14 protein-coding genes and 1 tRNA gene are annotated in these 17,141 nt (G+C 64.4%); 9 read left to right on the top strand and 6 right to left on the bottom strand.

Going from position 1 to position 17,141, the window contains the following annotated elements:
• The first annotated feature begins 134 nt into the window (after positions 1–134).
• Positions 135–1,025 carry a methyltransferase domain-containing protein gene (locus OIM99_RS09040; RefSeq protein ID WP_311850003.1) on the top strand — a complete coding sequence of 297 codons (891 nt, stop codon included), beginning with the start codon at positions 135–137 and terminating at the stop codon, positions 1,023–1,025.
• The gene (gene trmD / locus OIM99_RS09035) at positions 1,022–1,708 is read left to right on the top strand and encodes a tRNA (guanosine(37)-N1)-methyltransferase TrmD (RefSeq protein ID WP_311850002.1); all 687 of its coding nucleotides are present in this window, start codon (positions 1,022–1,024) and stop codon (positions 1,706–1,708) included. The genes OIM99_RS09040 and trmD overlap by 4 nt, the downstream gene beginning before the upstream one ends.
• Before the next feature lie 287 nt (positions 1,709–1,995).
• Here trmD and OIM99_RS09030 read toward each other — a convergent pair whose 3' ends face one another.
• The 3 genes from OIM99_RS09030 to OIM99_RS09020 are packed head-to-tail and all read right to left on the bottom strand — an operon-like array spanning position 1,996 to position 4,725.
• Complete coding sequence (locus OIM99_RS09030; RefSeq protein ID WP_311850001.1) at positions 1,996–2,880, bottom strand: MBL fold metallo-hydrolase; 885 nt, start codon at positions 2,878–2,880, stop codon at positions 1,996–1,998.
• 56 nt (positions 2,881–2,936) lie between these two features.
• Entirely contained in the window at positions 2,937–3,977 is a 1,041-nt protein-coding gene (locus OIM99_RS09025) for an LLM class flavin-dependent oxidoreductase (protein ID WP_311850000.1), read from the bottom strand.
• A 37-nt stretch (positions 3,978–4,014) separates the two neighbouring features.
• Positions 4,015–4,725 carry a carbonic anhydrase gene (locus tag OIM99_RS09020; protein WP_311849999.1) on the bottom strand — a complete coding sequence of 237 codons (711 nt, stop codon included), beginning with the start codon at positions 4,723–4,725 and terminating at the stop codon, positions 4,015–4,017.
• Between the two features lie 114 nt (positions 4,726–4,839).
• On the opposite strand from OIM99_RS09020, the gene OIM99_RS09015 reads away from it, so the two are divergent.
• The 4 genes from OIM99_RS09015 to OIM99_RS09000 all read left to right on the top strand — a co-directional run bounded on the left by OIM99_RS09015 (position 4,840) and on the right by OIM99_RS09000 (position 9,580).
• The gene (locus OIM99_RS09015) at positions 4,840–5,766 is read left to right on the top strand and encodes a CoA ester lyase (protein ID WP_311849998.1); all 927 of its coding nucleotides are present in this window, start codon (positions 4,840–4,842) and stop codon (positions 5,764–5,766) included.
• Positions 5,767–5,851: 85 nt separating this feature from the next.
• The gene (locus OIM99_RS09010) at positions 5,852–7,213 is read left to right on the top strand and encodes a hypothetical protein (RefSeq protein WP_311849997.1); all 1,362 of its coding nucleotides are present in this window, start codon (positions 5,852–5,854) and stop codon (positions 7,211–7,213) included.
• 16 nt (positions 7,214–7,229) lie between these two features.
• A complete protein-coding gene (locus tag OIM99_RS09005) occupies positions 7,230–8,834 on the top strand; it encodes a heme biosynthesis HemY N-terminal domain-containing protein (RefSeq protein ID WP_311849996.1) in 1,605 nt (534 codons plus the stop codon).
• A gap of 670 nt (positions 8,835–9,504) precedes the next feature.
• Positions 9,505–9,580 (top strand) — tRNA-Thr (locus OIM99_RS09000).
• 30 nt (positions 9,581–9,610) lie between these two features.
• On the opposite strand, the gene OIM99_RS08995 is transcribed toward OIM99_RS09000, so the two are convergent.
• Positions 9,611–11,482 (bottom strand): DEAD/DEAH box helicase, encoded by a 1,872-nt coding sequence (locus OIM99_RS08995; RefSeq protein WP_311849995.1) that lies wholly within the window; start codon positions 11,480–11,482, stop codon positions 9,611–9,613.
• A gap of 381 nt (positions 11,483–11,863) precedes the next feature.
• Here OIM99_RS08995 and OIM99_RS08990 point away from each other — a divergent pair, with 381 nt between their 5' ends.
• On the top strand, positions 11,864–12,070 hold the full coding sequence (locus OIM99_RS08990) for a hypothetical protein (protein WP_311849994.1): 207 nt from the start codon (positions 11,864–11,866) through the stop codon (positions 12,068–12,070).
• Between the two features lie 121 nt (positions 12,071–12,191).
• Positions 12,192–12,461 (top strand): hypothetical protein, encoded by a 270-nt coding sequence (locus tag OIM99_RS08985; protein WP_409371489.1) that lies wholly within the window; start codon positions 12,192–12,194, stop codon positions 12,459–12,461.
• 2 nt (positions 12,462–12,463) lie between these two features.
• On the opposite strand, the gene OIM99_RS08980 is transcribed toward OIM99_RS08985, so the two are convergent.
• Positions 12,464–13,498 carry an ACP S-malonyltransferase gene (locus tag OIM99_RS08980; protein WP_311849993.1) on the bottom strand — a complete coding sequence of 345 codons (1,035 nt, stop codon included), beginning with the start codon at positions 13,496–13,498 and terminating at the stop codon, positions 12,464–12,466.
• The gene (locus OIM99_RS08975) at positions 13,495–15,684 is read right to left on the bottom strand and encodes a thiamine pyrophosphate-dependent enzyme (RefSeq protein ID WP_311849992.1); all 2,190 of its coding nucleotides are present in this window, start codon (positions 15,682–15,684) and stop codon (positions 13,495–13,497) included. Before OIM99_RS08975 ends, OIM99_RS08980 begins: the two co-directional genes overlap by 4 nt.
• Before the next feature lie 501 nt (positions 15,685–16,185).
• Between OIM99_RS08975 and OIM99_RS08970 the strand changes: the two genes are divergently transcribed.
• Positions 16,186–17,121: a tripartite tricarboxylate transporter substrate binding protein gene (locus tag OIM99_RS08970; RefSeq protein WP_311849991.1), complete on the top strand. Its 936-nt coding sequence runs from the start codon at positions 16,186–16,188 to the stop codon at positions 17,119–17,121.
• Positions 17,122–17,141 lie beyond the last annotated feature (20 nt).

Genomic DNA, 17,141 nt, shown 5'->3' with positions numbered 1-17,141 from the left:
TCGGGCGATGGATCTGGCGCTTGCGGAAGGTTCTCCTGAGCCCACATGAGATGAGCCTATCGCGGTGCCGGAACCGGCGCCAGCACCGTTGAAACAGCGCTTTACGCTGAAGCCCCGCCGCGCAATATGCCGCCATGACCACGACATCAGCCGCACCGCCGCAGATTTTCGACCGCGCCCTCCTGGCGCGGCGGCTGGCGCGCGCCGCCCAGAAACCGCCGGCCACTTTCCTGCTCGAACGCGCCGTCGACGACCTCACCAGCCGGCTCGAGACGATCCTGCGCCCCTTCCCGCGCGTGCTCGATCTCGCCACGCCAACGCCGCTCCTGGCCCAGGCCCTCGCCGTCAGGCCCGACCGCCATGTCACCCGCGCCGCGCCGCGGCCCGAACCGGCCGTGCCCCCAATCGAAACCCTGGTCTGCGACGCCGAAACCCTGCCCTTCGCTCCAGCGAGTTTCGATCTCGCGGTCTCGGCGCTTGCCCTGCAATGGGTCAACGACCTGCCGGGCACCCTGATCCAGATCCGCCGTGCCCTTGCCCCGGACGGATTGTTCCTGGCCTGTATGGCCGGCGGCCAGACGCTCACCGAATTGCGCGGCGCGCTCGCCGCCGCCGAGGAGGAAATTCTGGGCGGCGCCAGCCCGCGCGTTGCTCCCTTCGCCGATATCCGCGACCTCGGCGCTTTGCTTCAACGGGCGGGCTTCGCGCTGCCCGTCACCGACAGCGAAACCATCACCGTGCGCTACGCCAATCTCTTCAGCCTGATGGCTGACCTCCGCGCCATGGGCGCCACCAATGTGCTGACCCAGCGACTGCGCCGGCCGACCCGCCGCGCCCTCTTCCTGCGCGCCGCCGAAATTTATGCGGAACGCCATGCCGACGCGGACGGGCGCCTGCGCGCCACGTTCGAATTCATCTGGCTGTCGGGCTGGGTGCCGCATGAAAGCCAGCAGAAGCCCTTGCAGCCGGGCAGCGCAAAAATGCGCCTTGCCGATGCGCTCGGCGTGAAGGAAGGCAAGCTATGACCTTCCGCGCCAGCATTTTCACTTTGATGCCCGACATGTTTCCCGGCCCCCTCGGCCTGTCGCTGTCGGGCGAAGCGTTGAAGCGCGGTCTGTGGGCGCTCGAAATCCACAACATCCGCGACCAGGGCCTCGGCCGCCATCGCGCTGTCGACGACACGCCAGCCGGCGGCGGCCCCGGCATGGTGATCCGCACCGACGTGCTGGCCGCCTCCCTCGATACGACGCTTGGCAGCACCGACCATCGCCCGCGCCTGTTGATGTCGCCACGCGGCCGGCCGCTGACGCAAACACGGGTGCGCGCGCTTGTCGAAGGCGAAGGCGCCATCATCGTCTGCGGCCGGTTCGAAGGCGTCGACGAACGGGTGATCGAAGCACGCCGCCTCGAGGAAGTGTCGATCGGCGATTACGTGCTGTCCGGCGGCGAGATCGCAGCGATGGTGCTGATCGATGCCTGCGTACGCCTCATCCCCGGCGTCATGGGCAAGCTCACGTCCGGCAGCGAGGAAAGTTTCGAAAACGACCTGCTCGAATATCCCCACTACACCCGCCCGCGCACCTGGGAAGGCCGCGACATTCCTGACGTGCTGCTCAACGGCGATCACGCCAAGATCGCCAAATGGCGGCGCGAGGAAGCGGAGCGGATTACGCGGGAGCGGCGGCCGGATTTGTTGAAGAAGCCTTAGAGCTTCAATAATGCGCGACATCTCGGTGTCATACCGGACACGCGCAGCGTGATCCGGTATCCAGGGGCAAACGCTTCAGTCTTTCAGCGCAACGTTCTCTTATGAAGCAAGCACTCTACCGCACGCCCCTGGATCCCCGCTCAGCCGCTACGCGGCTGTCGGGGATGACACGAAGATGCGGGCCTTCGCCCATGACATCGCTGCTGAAAGAATGGACCGAAGCCTAGGTGTCATTCCCGACGTGGCGAAGCCGCGAGCGGGAATCCAGAGCAACGCTTCCATGCGTCTTAAGCAATCACATCCGAATGTTTCGCCACCACCGGGATCAGCAGATATCGCACGCCGTTGCTCTCCGCCGGCGGAAACTTGCCGGCGCGGATGTTGACCTGGATCGACGGCAGCAACAGCGTCGGCGCCGAGAGCGTGCTGTCGCGCTTCTCGCGCATCGCGGCGAAATCGTCCTCGCTGATCCCAGCGCGCACATGCACGTTGTTGCGCTCGGCCGCCACTGTCGTTTCCCACGCATAGACGTCGCGACCCGGCGCCTTGTAGTCGTGGCACATGAACAGGCGCGTCTGCGGCGGCAAGGTCAGCAGTTTGTGGATTGAGCGATAGAGCTGGCGCGCATCGCCACCGGGAAAATCGGCGCGCGCCGTGCCGTAATCGGGCATGAACAAGGTGTCGCCGACGAACACCGCATCGCCGATCCTGTAGGCGACGCAAGCCGGCGTGTGGCCCGGCGTGTGAATCACTTCGACGGTGAGACCGCCGATGGAAAAGCGCTCGCCATCAACGAACAGGCGATCGAAATCGCTGCCATCGGTTTTCAAATCCGGCATGTTGAAGATCGGCCGGAAGATGCGCTGCACGTCGCGGATATGTTCGCCAATGCCGACCTTGGCACCCGTCTTGGCGCGAATATAGGGCGCGCCCGACAGATGATCGGCATGGGCATGAGTTTCCAGCACCCAGTCGATGGTCAGACCGAGCGTTTTCGCCCGCGCCAGAACGGTATCGACCGAGCGATTGTCGACCTCGCCGGACTTGTGATCGTAATCGAGTACAGGATCGATGACCGCGCCATGCCGGCTCAACCCATCGAAGACGAGATAGCTGACCGTATTGGTCGGCTCATCAAAGAAAGCCTCGATCTGCAAAGCTGCGTCGCTCACGTGTCATCCTTCTAGGTTTTGGACGACACCTATATAGCACAACGATTGTGTAAAAATCAGGCTTCTAACGTCGCAGGCGCGCCCACTGAGGCAACCCATTCGCGCATCAGCAGTTCATAAGACCGCATCCGCTTGCCATGATCGAAGACCGATGACGTGACCATGACCTCATCGGCTTCCGTCTCCTCGACGAAACGGCGCAGGCGCGTGACGACGGTGCGCGGCGAACCGGCAAACAGCCGGACGCGTTTGCGCGCCACATAAGCGCGCTCCGCCTCGGTCCACGGATGCGCATCCGCCTCTTCCGGGCTCGCCAGCGGCTTCATCTCGCCGCGCGCCCGGCGGATCCAGTTCAGATCATAGGTCTTGGCCAGATGATCGGCTTCCTCATCCGTCTCGGCGACGACGGCGGCGAGTGCGATGATCGAATAGGGCTTCTCCAGCCCTTCGGAAGGCCGGAAGAGTTCGCGATAAGCGCGCATCGGCGCCACCGCATCGAAATCGGAGAAATGCGAGGCGAAGGAATAGCCGACGCCGATCTGCGCCGCGAGCTGGGCGCTGTAGTCGCTGGAGCCGAGCAGCCAGATCGGCGGCAGCGGCGCGTCGGTCGGCATGGCGAAAACTTTGTTGAACGGATGACCTTCGGGAAATTCGCCCGTCTCCCACAGCATCAGCTCTTGCAGCCGCTCAAGAAAGTCGTCGCCCTGGCGCTCTTCCATCTTTCGGCGCAGCGCGAAAGCCGTCACCTGATCGGTGCCCGGCGCACGCCCGAGGCCAAGATCGATACGGCCGGGGAACAGAGCTTCCAACAGTTTGAACCGTTCCGCCACCATCAACGGCGCGTGATTGGTCAACATCACGCCGCCGGAACCGACGCGGATATTCTGCGTCACCGCCGCGACCTGGCCGATCATGATTTCCGGCGCGCTCGACGCAATCGAAGCGAGGCTATGATGTTCGGCAAGCCAAAGCCGCTTGTAGCCCAGACCATCGAGATGTTTCGCCAATTCGATCGTCTGCGCCAGAGCCTTGGAGGGCGGCGTCTGCGTGGTGACGAAAGACAGATCGAGCGCGGACAGCGGCGTCGGTGACGACATCGGCAAAAACCTCTTCAACGGGCCCGCCGGAACCTCGCTAAAAGCGCGGCTCCTGTAACGCCAGGGCATGGGCTTCGGCGGCAACCGGATTGAATTGGCCACTCGCCTCATCATAGGCAAGGAGCTTGCCGTCCATCACGCCGAAATAGGCGCCATGCAATTGCAGCAGACCTCGCTGTTCCAAGGTCGAAATACACGGAAAAGTCCGCAGATTGGCCAGCGACTGGCGAATCGCCTCCAATTCCAGCTTGGCGATGAAGCCATCGAGCGGCCCGTCCTCCGGCGGCGCGCCCAGCGCCTCGAAGGCCGGCTGCACCAGCCGGATCCATTTGCCGATGAAATCGCCCGGCGACAGCGGCCGCGAATAGGGATCGACCTCGTTTTCAACAAACGCCTTGATGCCGCCGCAGCGAGCGTGGCCCATGACGACCACATGCTCGACCCGCAGGCCCATCACCGCGAATTCCAGCGCCGCCGACGTACCGTGATAATCGTCGTTGGGCGCATAGGGCGGCACCAGATTGGCAACGTTGCGCAGAACGAAGATTTCGCCGGGCCGGGCATCGAAAATGGTTTCCGGCGAAACACGCGAATCGCAACAGCCGATCAACAGAACGCGCGGGCTCTGGCCGCTGGCGAGTTCTGCGAAACGCTCCTGCTCGGCTCGGAAACGCCCGGATAGGAAGGAGCGATACCCCTGTTCGAGCTGCTCGGGAAAGCCGGGCGCGACGGGAGGGCGCGAGGACATAAAACCTCCTAATTCCGAGAACCACTTGCGAGGCTTCATACTCCCGCCAGGCGATGGCGCGAACCCCCTTTTTGCAAGGCAGCATTGTGCGAGGATTTGTGCGATAAGCCGCCCATGACGCCAGCCCAAACCGCCGATTTGGCCGCTTCGCCTGCCCCGCCGCGCCCGCGCCGCAGCGTCCTTTATATGCCCGGCTCCAATGCTCGGGCATTGGAAAAAGCCCGCGATTTACAAGCAGATGCCCTGATTTTCGACCTTGAGGACGCGGTCGCGCCCAATCAGAAGGACCTGGCCCGCCAAAACATCCTGACCGCCCTGGCGAGCGGGACCTACGGCCGGCGCGAATTGATCGTGCGCATCAACAGCTTCGATACGCCGCTCGCTCAGGACGACCTCGCCGCTCTGGCGCGCGCCAGCCGGCCGCCCGACGCCATTCTGGTGCCGAAAATCATCGCCCCCGGCCAGGTGATCCGCGCCGGGCACACGCTTTCGCAAATGGGTTTTCCCGAGAGCACCCGGCTGTGGATCATGATCGAGACGCCGCTCGGCGTGCTCGACATCCGCAATATCGCGGCGACCTCGGTCGATCCCTCGGCACGGCTCTCGGCTTTCGTCCTCGGCCTCAATGATCTGGCCAAAGACACCGGCGCGCGCCTCACCAGCAACCGCGACCATTGGCAGCCCGTACTCGTGCGGTGCCTGCTCGCCGCACGCGCCTATGACCTGGCGATTCTCGACAGCGTCATGAACGACTTCTCCGATACGGATGGTCTGCGCAGCGAATGCGAAGCCGCGCGTACACTCGGCTACGATGGCAAAACCTTGATCCATCCCAATCAGATCGCACTCGCCAACGAAATTTTCGCGCCGAGCGCCGACGACATCGCTGAGGCCCGCACCATCGTCGAAGCTTTCGCCGCGCCCGAAGCGGCGAATTTGGGCGCCGTCTCGATCAAGGGACGGATGGTGGAACGTTTGCATGCCGAAATCGCCGCCCGCACCCTGGCTTTGGCCGCAGCGATCGACCGGTTGCGACCTTAACAACGAGCATCGGTGGTTCCGCCAGCCGCCGCCATGGCCTATACCTTGAAGGCTGATCATTTCGCGTATGAGTGGGTAATTGACCATGAGTGACGACAAACGCGACGCAAGCGCTTCGCCGGCCTCCGATAGAGCCAGCCGCAGCTCCCGCCGCGAGCCCGCCACCATCGACGCCCGAGCCGAGGACATGACGCCACCGGCTCAAGAGCCGGTTCAAGAAACGGCTCAAGAACCGATCCAAGAACCAATCAGCGAACCTGCGACCGAGACGCCGACGGACACGACAGCAACGTCCGCCGATTCGGCCCCGCACATGCCATCGCCACCGCCGGCCTCGACCTCCTACGTGCCCGCAGCCGTCGCCGGCCTCGTCGGCGCGGTGGTCGCGCTGATCGGCGCCGCCGGCTGGCAACAGTTCACCGCGACACCGCCCAGCGCCAACCCGGCCGTCGCCGCACTCGAAAAGCGGGTCGCTACGGTGGAAACGCGCCTGGCCGCCGCACCCTCGACCAATGCGCTCGCGACATTGGATAAACGCATCGCCGCCGCCGAGGCCCAGATCAAAACCGCGACGGCGACGCCAGCCGCACCCGCGCCGCTCAACCTCGCGCCGCTCGAACAGCGCCTCGCGGCTCTGGAAAAACCACAACCAGCCGCGCCTGTATCAACCGACAGCCTGTCCGCCGATGTCACCAAGCGTCTCGCCGCTTTGGAAGCGGCGGCTGCCGCGCCAAAGGCTTCGGAGCGCGCCACGGAATCGCGCATCGAACCAACACCGGCTGCGCCCGCCGCGCCACCCGTCGACATCAAGCCGCTCGAAGCGCGCATCGCCGCCGTCGAGCAACGGTTGCAACCGCTGCAATCCTCCATCACCGGCAGCAGCGAAGCGGCGAAAGCCGCCACCGCGAAGGTGGATGAGGAAGCTGCGCGCAGCCGCGCCACCGCACAAGCCATCGCCGCGCAGTCCTTGCAGCAAGCGCTCGAACGCGGCGCGCCGCTGAAAAGCGAAATCGATACCTTGGCCCGCCTCGGTGTCGCGCCTGATCGTCTTGCGGCGCTGAATGCCTTCGCCGCCACGGGCGCGCCCTCGGCCAAGGCGCTCGCCAGTTCGTTCATCGCGCTCGAAGACAAACTCATCGCTTTGGAAAAGCCCGCCGCCGATGCCGGCCTGATGGATCGGCTGTCGCAAGCCGCGCAACGGCTCGTGCGCGTGCGCCCGGCCGGCGACAACACCGGCTCGACGCCGACCGATCTCGTCGCCCGCATCGAAGCCGCGCTCACCGCCGGCAATATTTCAGGCGCGATGACCGCCTGGGATTTGCTGCCCGCCGCCGCCAAGGCTGTCTCCGCCGATTGGGCAACGCAGGCCAAGGCTCGCCTCGCTGCCGACACGGCGGCCCGCGCTCTCGTCGCCGATGCGCTCGCCGCGCTCGGCCGCAAATCCTGACCGGCGCGGGGACCGCATGATCCGCACTCTGATCTATATCGCGCTGCTGGCCCTCATCGCCTTCGCGCTCGCCTGGTTCGCCGACCAGCCGGGCACGGTCTCGGTCGTGTGGGGCGGCCTGCGCTATGAAATGTCTCCCGTCGTCGGCCTCGGCATTATCCTTGTCGCCACCTTCATCTTGATGGTGCTGTGGAGCCTGCTGCGCTTCGCGCTGCGCGTGCCGACCCTGGCCTCCATCGCCATGCGCATGCGCAAGCGCGACAAGGGCTATACGGCGCTCTCGCAAGGCATGATCGCTGCCGGTGCCGGCGACGTCACCGCCGCCAACAAAGCGGCGCGCATCGCCGAGAAGACGCTCGGCAACGAACCGCTGGCCTTGCTGTTGAAAGCGCAGACCGCGCAGATCAGCGGCGACAGCGCCACGGCGGAAGAAACCTTCAAGCGCATGGCCGAACTGCCGGCGACACGCCTGTTCGGTCTGCGCGGCCTTTATGCGGAAGCGCGCCGACGCGGCGACGATGCCACCGCTTTCGCCATCGCCGAACAGGCGCACGCCGATGCCGCTCTGCCGTGGGCCGGCCAAGCCATTATCGAACATCGCGCCATGAGCGACGACTGGCGCGGCGCGCTCGATATCGTCGAACGCAATTTCGCCCGCAAGACCATCGACCGGCGCACCGCCGAACGGCAACGCGCCGTGCTGAAAACCGGCATCGGCATGACGCTCACCGACCGCGCGCCCGACGAAGCGCTGCAAATGGCGCGCGAGGCGATCAAGCTCGCACCCGATCTGTTGCCGGCTTACGTGCTCGCCGGCCGCATGCTGGCACGCAAGAACGACATTCGCCGCGCCGCCAAAGTCCTGGAATCGGGCTGGCGCGTTCTGCCCCATCCCGACATCGCCGCCGCTTATCTGGATCTGCGACCCGGCGATTCCTCCACCGATCGCCTGGTGCGCGCGCAAGCGCTCGCCCGCCTCGCCCCCGATCATCGCGAAAGCCGCCTCACCGTCGCCCGCGCCGCCATCGACGCGCGTGACTTCGCGCTGGCGCGCGAGACCATGGCACCGCTGCTCGATGGCAATGCCAGCCGCCCCACCGCGCGCATCTGCCTGCTGATGGCCGATCTCGAAGAGACCGAATACGGCCAGTCCGGCCGCATGCGCGAATGGCTCGCCCGCGCCGCCCGCGCGCCGCGCGATCCCGCCTGGGTCGCCGACGGCGTCATCAGCGACACCTGGGCGCCCGCCTCGCCCGTCACCGGCCGCATCGACGCCTTCCGCTGGGAAACCCCGGCCGAGCGCCTGCATGCCCCCGAAGAAGAACCGCTCGAACCCCTCGTCGCGCCGCTCGACCTGCCGGGTTCGGATGCGAAACTGATCGAACACGCCGCCTCCGACGCCGAGGCCGTCCTGGCCGAGAGCGACACCCCGGCGCCCGTGACCGAAGCAGCCGCGCCCGTCGTGCTGGTCGAACCGACCAAACTGGACACCAAGCCCGAAACCCCCGAGCCTGAAAAAACCAAGGCGGAGACCAAACCGCTCTCCTTCATCGCCGCCCCCGACGATCCAGGCCCGGAACCCGAGGCCGACAAGCCGAAAAAGAAGGGCTGGTTTTCCTGATTCGGGAGAAGCTAGCACCGTTTTGACGGTTGGCGTGGCACTCCATGGCGGACACGGGACGGCCCACGATTCGCGCGCCAAAGCCAAGGAAGTGATCGCGGGAATGGGGCCCTGTAATGACCCTTGCATGGGGTTGTTCCTCAGAATTCGCTTCCTCCCCCATAAGGAGAGATGAACGACGTGCCGGCGGAATCCGTTCCCCAGCGGCACGCGCGACGGCGCGACGGTTGTCGATAAGCAAATTGAGCCAGGTGTTGATCGCAAAGTTCGACGGTGATTCTTCCGCCCTGATGCCATGTTCCGCCGTTCAAAAGCCGCTCTCCCCCTGTGCGCTGCGCGCGCCGCACCGAATCCGGCTCAAAATAGGAAGAAAGGCGGGCGGATTTATGTTCCTGATTTGTTCTTTCCGACACTCTGTGCGAGGCGGCGGCGAGATGGGCTCCCGCTTTGACGCGTTTTCTTCACGCGAACAGGTACTCAGGTCGCTCAAAAACGCTGTCACGCGGGAATCGCTAACACCACACCGTCATTGCGGTGCGAGAGGCGCAGCCCATCCAGGAGCATACGGGAGGGCGTTGAGAAAGGCCGAACAGGCTGCCAAACAGGTTGCAATGCCAAGTCCGGTTAGCTATGGAAGCGCCACTTCTCGGCGCGCCGCGCGCAGCCAATCGCCGCAATAGCTCAGCTGGTAGAGCACATCATTCGTAATGATGGGGTCGGGGGTTCGAATCCCTCTTGCGGCACCACTTTCAAATTTGCTCGATCCGTTCCCTCCATCAGGGGCGCCGCGACCGCTTTCCTTTTGGCCCGCTCTTGCCCGCGTCCGGACGCTCGCCCTTCGACGGACGCTCGCCTTTGCCAGGCCCCAACGGCTTGCCCTCGCGCGGCTTCTCGAACGCGGCCTTGCCGCCTTTCGCTTTGCCGTCGGCGGATTTCCCTTGCCCAGGCTCTTTATGGAATTTCTTGCCGTGGAAGGGTTTCTCATACGGCGGCTTGCCCTGATGCGGCTTGCCGCGCGGACGTTCCGCATCGCCAGCCGGCCGGCCGCCGGGCAACGGCTCGATGATCGGGTCACCGCGATCGGCCTTGCGGAGCGCTTTGCTGAAGCGGGCGACCGCGACCGGCGCGACCTCGAAATGCGTCTCCTCGTCGAGGATGCGGATCACGCCGATATCCTTTCGCGTCAGGTTTCCGCGTCGGCAGATCATCGGCAGCAGCCATTTCGGATCGGCATTGTTGCGGCGGCCGACATTGAGACGGAACCAGGTGCCTCCGACATCAAACCCACCGCCACCGAGGTCCCGTTCGGCTGCACGGTCGCGCTGGGTGCGCGCGATGCGCTCCTCGCCCGGATCGGTGACCTCCTCGGGCGCCGGCAAGCCCGCCCGATAGAGGCGCACCAATGCGGCGGCCAGATGCTCGGGCGCATGCGCGGCGAGCAGCGCCAAGCCGGCACTGGCATCCTCTTCACTCGGTTCGTCGGTGATCGCCGCGTCGCCCAGCATGCGTTCATGATCGAGCTTGCGAATGTCTTCCGAGGTCGGTGGACCGGACCATACCGGCTTGATGCTGAGGCCCCGCAGCGTGTCGTCGATCCGACGACGACGGAACGGTGGCACCAGCAGCACGCTCACGCCCTTGCGGCCCGCCCGCCCGGTGCGGCCGCTGCGGTGCTGCAGGCTTTCGACATCGTTCGGCAGATCGGCGTGAATGACCAGGCCGAGGTTTGGCAGATCGATGCCGCGCGCCGCGACATCGGTGGCGACGCAGACTTTGGCGCGCCCGTCCCGCAGAGCTTGCAGGGCGTGATTGCGATCCCTCTGGCTCAATTCGCCCGATAAAGCCACGGCGGAAAATTGCCGCTCCTGAAGCATGGCCAGCAGACGCCCGACGGCTTCGCGCGTGTTGCAGAACACGAGCGCACCGGGCGTATCATAGTAGCGCAGCACGTTGACGACCACGTGGTCGATCTCGGTCGGCGCGACGCGGATCGCGCGATATTCGATATCGGCATGACCGCCTTGCCCGCTCGCCACTTCGATGCGCAAGGCATCGTGCTGATACCGCTTGGCCAAGGTGACGATGCCGCGCGGCATGGTGGCGGAGAACAAGAGGCTGCGCCGCTCAGGCGGCGTGGCATCGAGAATGAATTCGAGATCCTCGCGAAACCCAAGATTCAGCATCTCGTCGGCCTCGTCGAGCACGACGACACGCAACGCGGAAATGTCGAGGCTGCCACGCTCCAGATGATCACGCAGGCGCCCCGGCGTGCCGACGACAATATGGGCGCCCTGGTTCAGCAGGCGTTGCTCCATGCGCGGATCCATGCCGCCGACGCAGGAAATGATGCGCGCGCCGGTCGCCCCATAGAGCCAGGCGAATTCCCGCTGCACCTGCAGCGCCAATTCCCGCGTGGGCGCCACAACCAAAGCTTGCGGCACGGTTGCAGGCGCAAATCGCTCCTCGGTGCCCAGCAGCGTCTCGGCCATGGCAAGGCCATAGGCGACGGTCTTGCCGGAGCCGGTCTGCGCGGACACCAGGAGGTCGCGCGTCGCCGCCTCCGGCGCCAGCACGGCAAGCTGCACCGGCGTCGCATTGGTGTAGTCGCGCTCTGCCAGGGACCGGGCAAGCGCCGGATTTGTCGTCATGAAGGTCACGGCTGGTTCCGCCTGTCTCGCATTGTCGTCCGGCGTCGAAGGGCAGCCATCGGAAGGTTTCTGGAATGCCTTACTAATAGGATGGAGGCCGGGACGCCACAGCCGCGAGGCGCGCTTTGACAGCGCATGCGCGCGTCGGACATGAAGCGCTTCGATATTGTCCGATGGCCTCGCGGCTCCACGAGCACACATCAGCTTCGACAAGGAAATAAAAACCAATAGAATCAATGATCAGGACGGCGACAGACCGCGTCCCTCTTGCGGCGCCACTTCACTGTTAACATCAATGTATACCCCGAGTGGCACCCGCCAACTCGCGCGTGTACGATCGCGCCGACGACTCGGCCCGGGTCGCATGGAGAGGAGTTATCGATGAAGAATATCCTCGCGCTCACCATCGCCGTCGCCGCGATGTTCGCCGTTCCCACATCGTCCTATGCGCAGGCGCCCGAGCGGTGCCGGGACGACAAGGGCAAGTTCATGAAGTGCCCGGCGCCGGCGGCGGCCACCTCCAACCGCTGCAAGGACGCCAAGGGCAAATTCGCCAAGTGCGGCACGCCCGGCGCCAAACCGATTTAACCAGCCGATTTAAGCTGGCCGGTCTCGGCCTTCATATTCACGCTTCACGACGGGCCTCTTCGACGAACGGAGGCCCGTCATGGTTTTGTCTCGACAAGATGAGCGAGGAGACTGCAAGCCGATGACCTCTTTGCGCCGCCTCCTCGTCGCCACGCTGCTGGCGGCTGCCGCAACGCTTTCAGCCTCGGCCAGCGCGCCCGCCTCCGCCGAAGTGCGTTTTGGCAAAAACGTGCGCATCGGTGGCCATGATTTTTCCAACCAGACGTTCAATCGCAAGCGCCGCGCCGTCATCCACCTCTACGACCGCACGCCGCGCAATCCCGGCTGCGTGTGGCGGGCCGATGGGCGAGGCGGTAAAGTGAAAGTCTGCCACCTGCGCAGCCGGCGCTAATCCTAAGAAACGACCGTGGCGCGCTGATCGGCCATGCCCATGGCGGCGATGACCGGCCTCGCCTTTTGCGCCGCTTCGAAATCCGCTTTCGATGCCATGGCCTTCCACTGCGCGCGGATCAGCGACTGCGCCACGGCACCACCCATCGTCGTGCCAGGCCCGGTGATGATGAAAAGATCGGGCGCGAATTCTCGCGCGGCAGCCGTGATCGCTTGCGTGAAATCGTAAGTTTCAGTCACCTGATGACCGAGCGTATAATCATAAAGCGCCGATAGATCGCTCGCGCCCGGCCACCAGATCGCGCCCCGGCCATCGACCAAGGGCAGCGACGGCTGGAGGAAGGAACCGCGCGGCCATTTCTCGCGACCGGCTGCGGCCACCGGCGCCTGCAAATGCGTATGAAAGGCCGCATGATTGGCGAGCCGCAAGGGAAAGCGGTCCTGCACGCGCGGCACCAGACGCTCGAAGGCTTTGAGCCCCGCATCATTGCCGGCAATCACCAGCATGCCGCCGAGATCGATCGACAGCACCAGATCATGTTCTGGCTTGTCGGCGATCGAGCGGACGAGCGCCAGCAGTTCGGCCCGACGCGCCAAATCCATCCGCCAGGCTTCGTCGGCGAACGGGTAGATCAACTGGCCGCCGATGAGATGCTGCTGCATCAATGTGCCCATCACATTGGCGAGAGCGAAACCCTCCTGCGGCGACAGAGCACCGGCACAGGCCAGTGCCGAATACCAGCCCATGGAATTGCCGGTGACGGCGACGATCTCGATGGCTTTACGATCGATCGCCACGAAATCGGCCGTGGTGCAGGTGTAGATCAAAGCCGAAGCATTGTCGCCGCGCGTATGACGCGACGCAGAATAGGAGGCCGCGCCATCGAGCTCCTGCAAGGTCTCCTGCCCGCCGGCGCGGCGAACCGCATCGAACCCTGCAAACACATCGCGCTTGTCCGCGTGATGTTGAGAGAGATAACCGAGTTCGGCCTTGTTATAGGTGCCGCGCCCTGGGCAGATGACAACAGCCGTCTTCACGCATGAACCTCCATCATGCGCAGCGCCGCCGCGACGATGTCGTCGGCCGACGGCAAGGTCGCCGCATAGGCAGGCCCTGTCGCGATGAAGGAATCATGCGCCGCGATCCGCGTCACCGGCGCTGTCTTGCGCGCATTGAACAAGGTGATCAGCGCTTCCGATTGACCGCCGGTGCGGCGGCACTCGTCGACCACCAGAATATTGCGGCAGCCCTCGACCGCCGACAGAAGCGAAGCCTCCGGCAGAGGCGCCAGCCATCTCAGATCGATGATGCGCAGATTGATGCCACGTTCGCGCAAGGCCTTCTCGGCCTGCCGGGCCAGGTAGAAACCATTGGCAAACGTGACGATGGCCAAATCCTTGCCGGTGCCATGCACGCCCACCTCACCCAAAGCGATACGCTCCTGGCGCGGCGGATAAAGCGACATCCACTGGCCATCCTTGTCGGCATGAAGGTCGCGCATGGGATAGAGCGCGATCGGTTCGAGAAACACGATCACCCGCTGTTCCTCGCGCGCCAGCCGGACGCATTCGCGCAGCATGCGCGCCGCATCCGCGCCATTCGACGGGCAGGCGATGACCAATCCTGGAATGTCGCGCAAAACGGCGATGGAATTGTCGTTATGGAAATGACCGCCGAAGCCCTTCTGATAGCCGAGCCCGGCGATGCGCACGATCATCGGATTGGTGTATTGCCGATCGGAGAAGAACGACAGGGTTGCCGCTTCGCCGCGCAATTGATCTTCCGCATTGTGCAGATAAGCCAGAAATTGAATCTCCGGGATCGGCACGAAGCCATTGTGGCTGGCGCCGATGGCAAGCCCGAGGATCGATTGCTCGTCGAGCAAAGTGTCGATCACCCGGTCGGCGCCGAAGCGCGCCTGCAACTTCTGCGTCACGCCGTAGACGCCGCCCTTGCGGCCGACATCCTCACCCGCCAGCAGGATTTCCGGATGTTCCAGCATCAGATCGGCGAGCGCCCAATTGATGATGCGGCTCATCGGCTGCGGCGTATTCATCGCGTTCAGGTCCGAACCGAACACGGCGCCGCGCTCGTCCTCGGTCGGGCCATTGCTCGGGCGGCAAGGCCGTGAGTCAGGAATGAGGCTCGCCATGACGCCGGCGGCATCTGTGAGCTTTGGCCGCTGGATCGCCTCGGCGGCCACCCGATCGGTGCGGGCGCAGGTCTCCTGATAGATGGCCAGAGCTTCCGGCGGCGATAGAGCACCCGCTTCATGCAGCAGCCGCACCGAATGCAGCAACGGATCGTTCGCCTCTTCGGCCTCCACTTCGTCCTTGCTCATGTAAGTGGTCGGCATGTCGGCCCCGGCGTGGCCGTAGAGCCGCACGGTGCGCAGATGCAGGAAGGCCGGTTTGCGGCGCGTGCGCACATAATCCGCCGCCGCGCGCGCCACCGCATAGGTCTCATAAAGGTCGAGGCCATTGGCGGAGAAATATTTGAGGCCAGGGCGGTTCTTGAAATTCTCGCCCACCCAGCCGCGCGGCGTCTTCACCGAAATGCCGATGCCATTGTCCTCGCAGACGAACAACAGCGGCAGCGGAATGCTCTGATAGGAGGTCCATGACGCCGTGTTGAACGCGCCCTGTGCCGTCGAATGATTGGACGAGGCATCGCCGAACGAACACATGATGATGGCATCGTCCGGCAGCTGCCGATGCTCCGGCTGATGCCGGCGAGCCAGACCGATGGAATAGGCCGCGCCCACCGCCTTCGGCAGGTGGCTGGCGATGGTCGAGGTCTGCGGCGGAATGTTCAGGGCTTTCGAGCCCAGCACCTTATGCCGGCCGCCCGAAATCGGATCCTCGCTCGACGCGGCGAAGGAAAGCAGCATGTCCCAGGCGATCGTCTGGCCGGGGACTTGCGCGGCACGGGCGATCTGAAAAGCGGCATCGCGATAATGCAGGAAAGCCATGTCGGTGGGGCACAAGGCATGCGCCACGGCGGCCATGCCCTCGTGGCCGGACGAACCGATCGTATAAAATCCCTGCCCTGCCTTCTGCATGGCGCGGCTGGTCAGATCGAGCGCCCGCGACAGGCATTGCGCGCGATAAAGCCCGACGGCTTCGGCCGCCGAAAGCCCCGCCGTGGGCGGCGCACCGGGCGGAAAGTCCAGCGCGGCGATGCGCCGGGAGAAATTTTCATGGACGATGACGGAACGGGGCACGGCGACCTCTTAGAAAAGAGCTTGTAAATCAGTCGCGAAAGGCGCGACAGCGTCCGTGTTGCGTTTGATGAACGAGATCATCTTCAGCGCATCCTCCCCAATCGAAACCGCCCCGGAGCTTGCTCATCGGGTGCGATCGTTTGATATCGGCAAGCCCACGCTGAAACAACCGCTTCCAGCGACGCCGCCGGCCGAATTTTGCTCGCGGTCAAATATCACCTCAAAATCGGCTTAGGCACACGAACGGCATCTCATCTCCGCGACCATCGCGAACAGCACATTGCCGTCGAGCGGCATGCCAGACACGAGCAAGGCAGTTTGCTCAATTCGACATCATGAAGATGCCCCTTTGGACTTGCGGTGCACGACCTGATCGGCCACTTTGCGGCGCCGCGTTGGCACGGCGCCGGTACCGGAGAAATCTCGCCGGAGAAATCTTGCCGCAGCAACATTGGGGGAAACAAAATGAATTGGGTTAGGCGCATACTCATCGGAGCGGCTGTGAGCTTGCCACTCGCTGGCACCGCGATGGGACAAAACTATCCTAACAATAACGTCCGCCTGATCGTGCCCTTCCCTCCCGCCGGCGCGACCGACATCACCGCGCGCCTGGTCGCCAATCAGCTTTCCAAGCAATGGGGCCAGACCGTCATCGTCGAAAACCGCACGGGTGCGAGCGGCGTGATCGGCAGCGAGGCCGTGGCCCGCGCCCCCGCCGATGGCTACACCTTGTTGCTCGGCACGCTGGCTGGGAACGTGATGACCCATCTGCTGCGGGACAAAGTGCCCTATGGGCGCGATGCCTTCATCCCGATCACCGTCCTCGGGCAGACGCCGAACGTTCTGCTTGCCAGCAGCGCTTTGCCCGTCAAGACGCTCAAGGAATTGATCGACTATGCCAAGGCGCATCCCGGCAAGGTCCGTTACGGCTCAGCCGGCATAGGGCTGTCCGGCCATCTCGGCGTGGCGCTCTTCGCCGAAGAAGCCAAGATCGACCTGATCCATGTGCCTTATCGCGGCAGCGCGCCGTCGGTCGAAGCCTTTTCGCGCGGCGAAGTGGAATTGACTCTGGCCCTCGTGCCTGAAGCAGCGAACTCGATGAAGAGCACGCCTGGCGTCACGCCCATTGCCATTGCGGCGGCGAAACGCTCCGACAAATTTCCCGACACGCCGACTTTCGCCGAACTCGGCTATCCCAATATCCAGGTCTATGCGCTCAGCGGATTGATGGTCCCGAAAGGCACGCCGCAACCGATCGTCGAGAAGATTCACAAGGACACGGTCATCGCGCTGAAGGACCCGGCCGTGGTCGAGCGCATGAACAGTCTCGGCATCGACCCCGTCGGCTCGACACCCGCCGAATTCGACAAACTGCTGAATGACGAATTCGCCCGCTGGGAACCGCTGATCCGCAGCAAAGGCATCAAGGCCGAGTAAGACTTCGGCATCAAAAGACG

This window comes from Methylocella sp. CPCC 101449 (assembly GCF_031921685.1).
In the GTDB taxonomy this organism is placed as follows: Bacteria; Pseudomonadota; Alphaproteobacteria; order Rhizobiales; family Beijerinckiaceae; genus Terripilifer.
The sequence above is the reverse complement of the archived record's forward strand: the minus strand, read 5'-3'. Positions and strand labels throughout refer to the sequence as shown.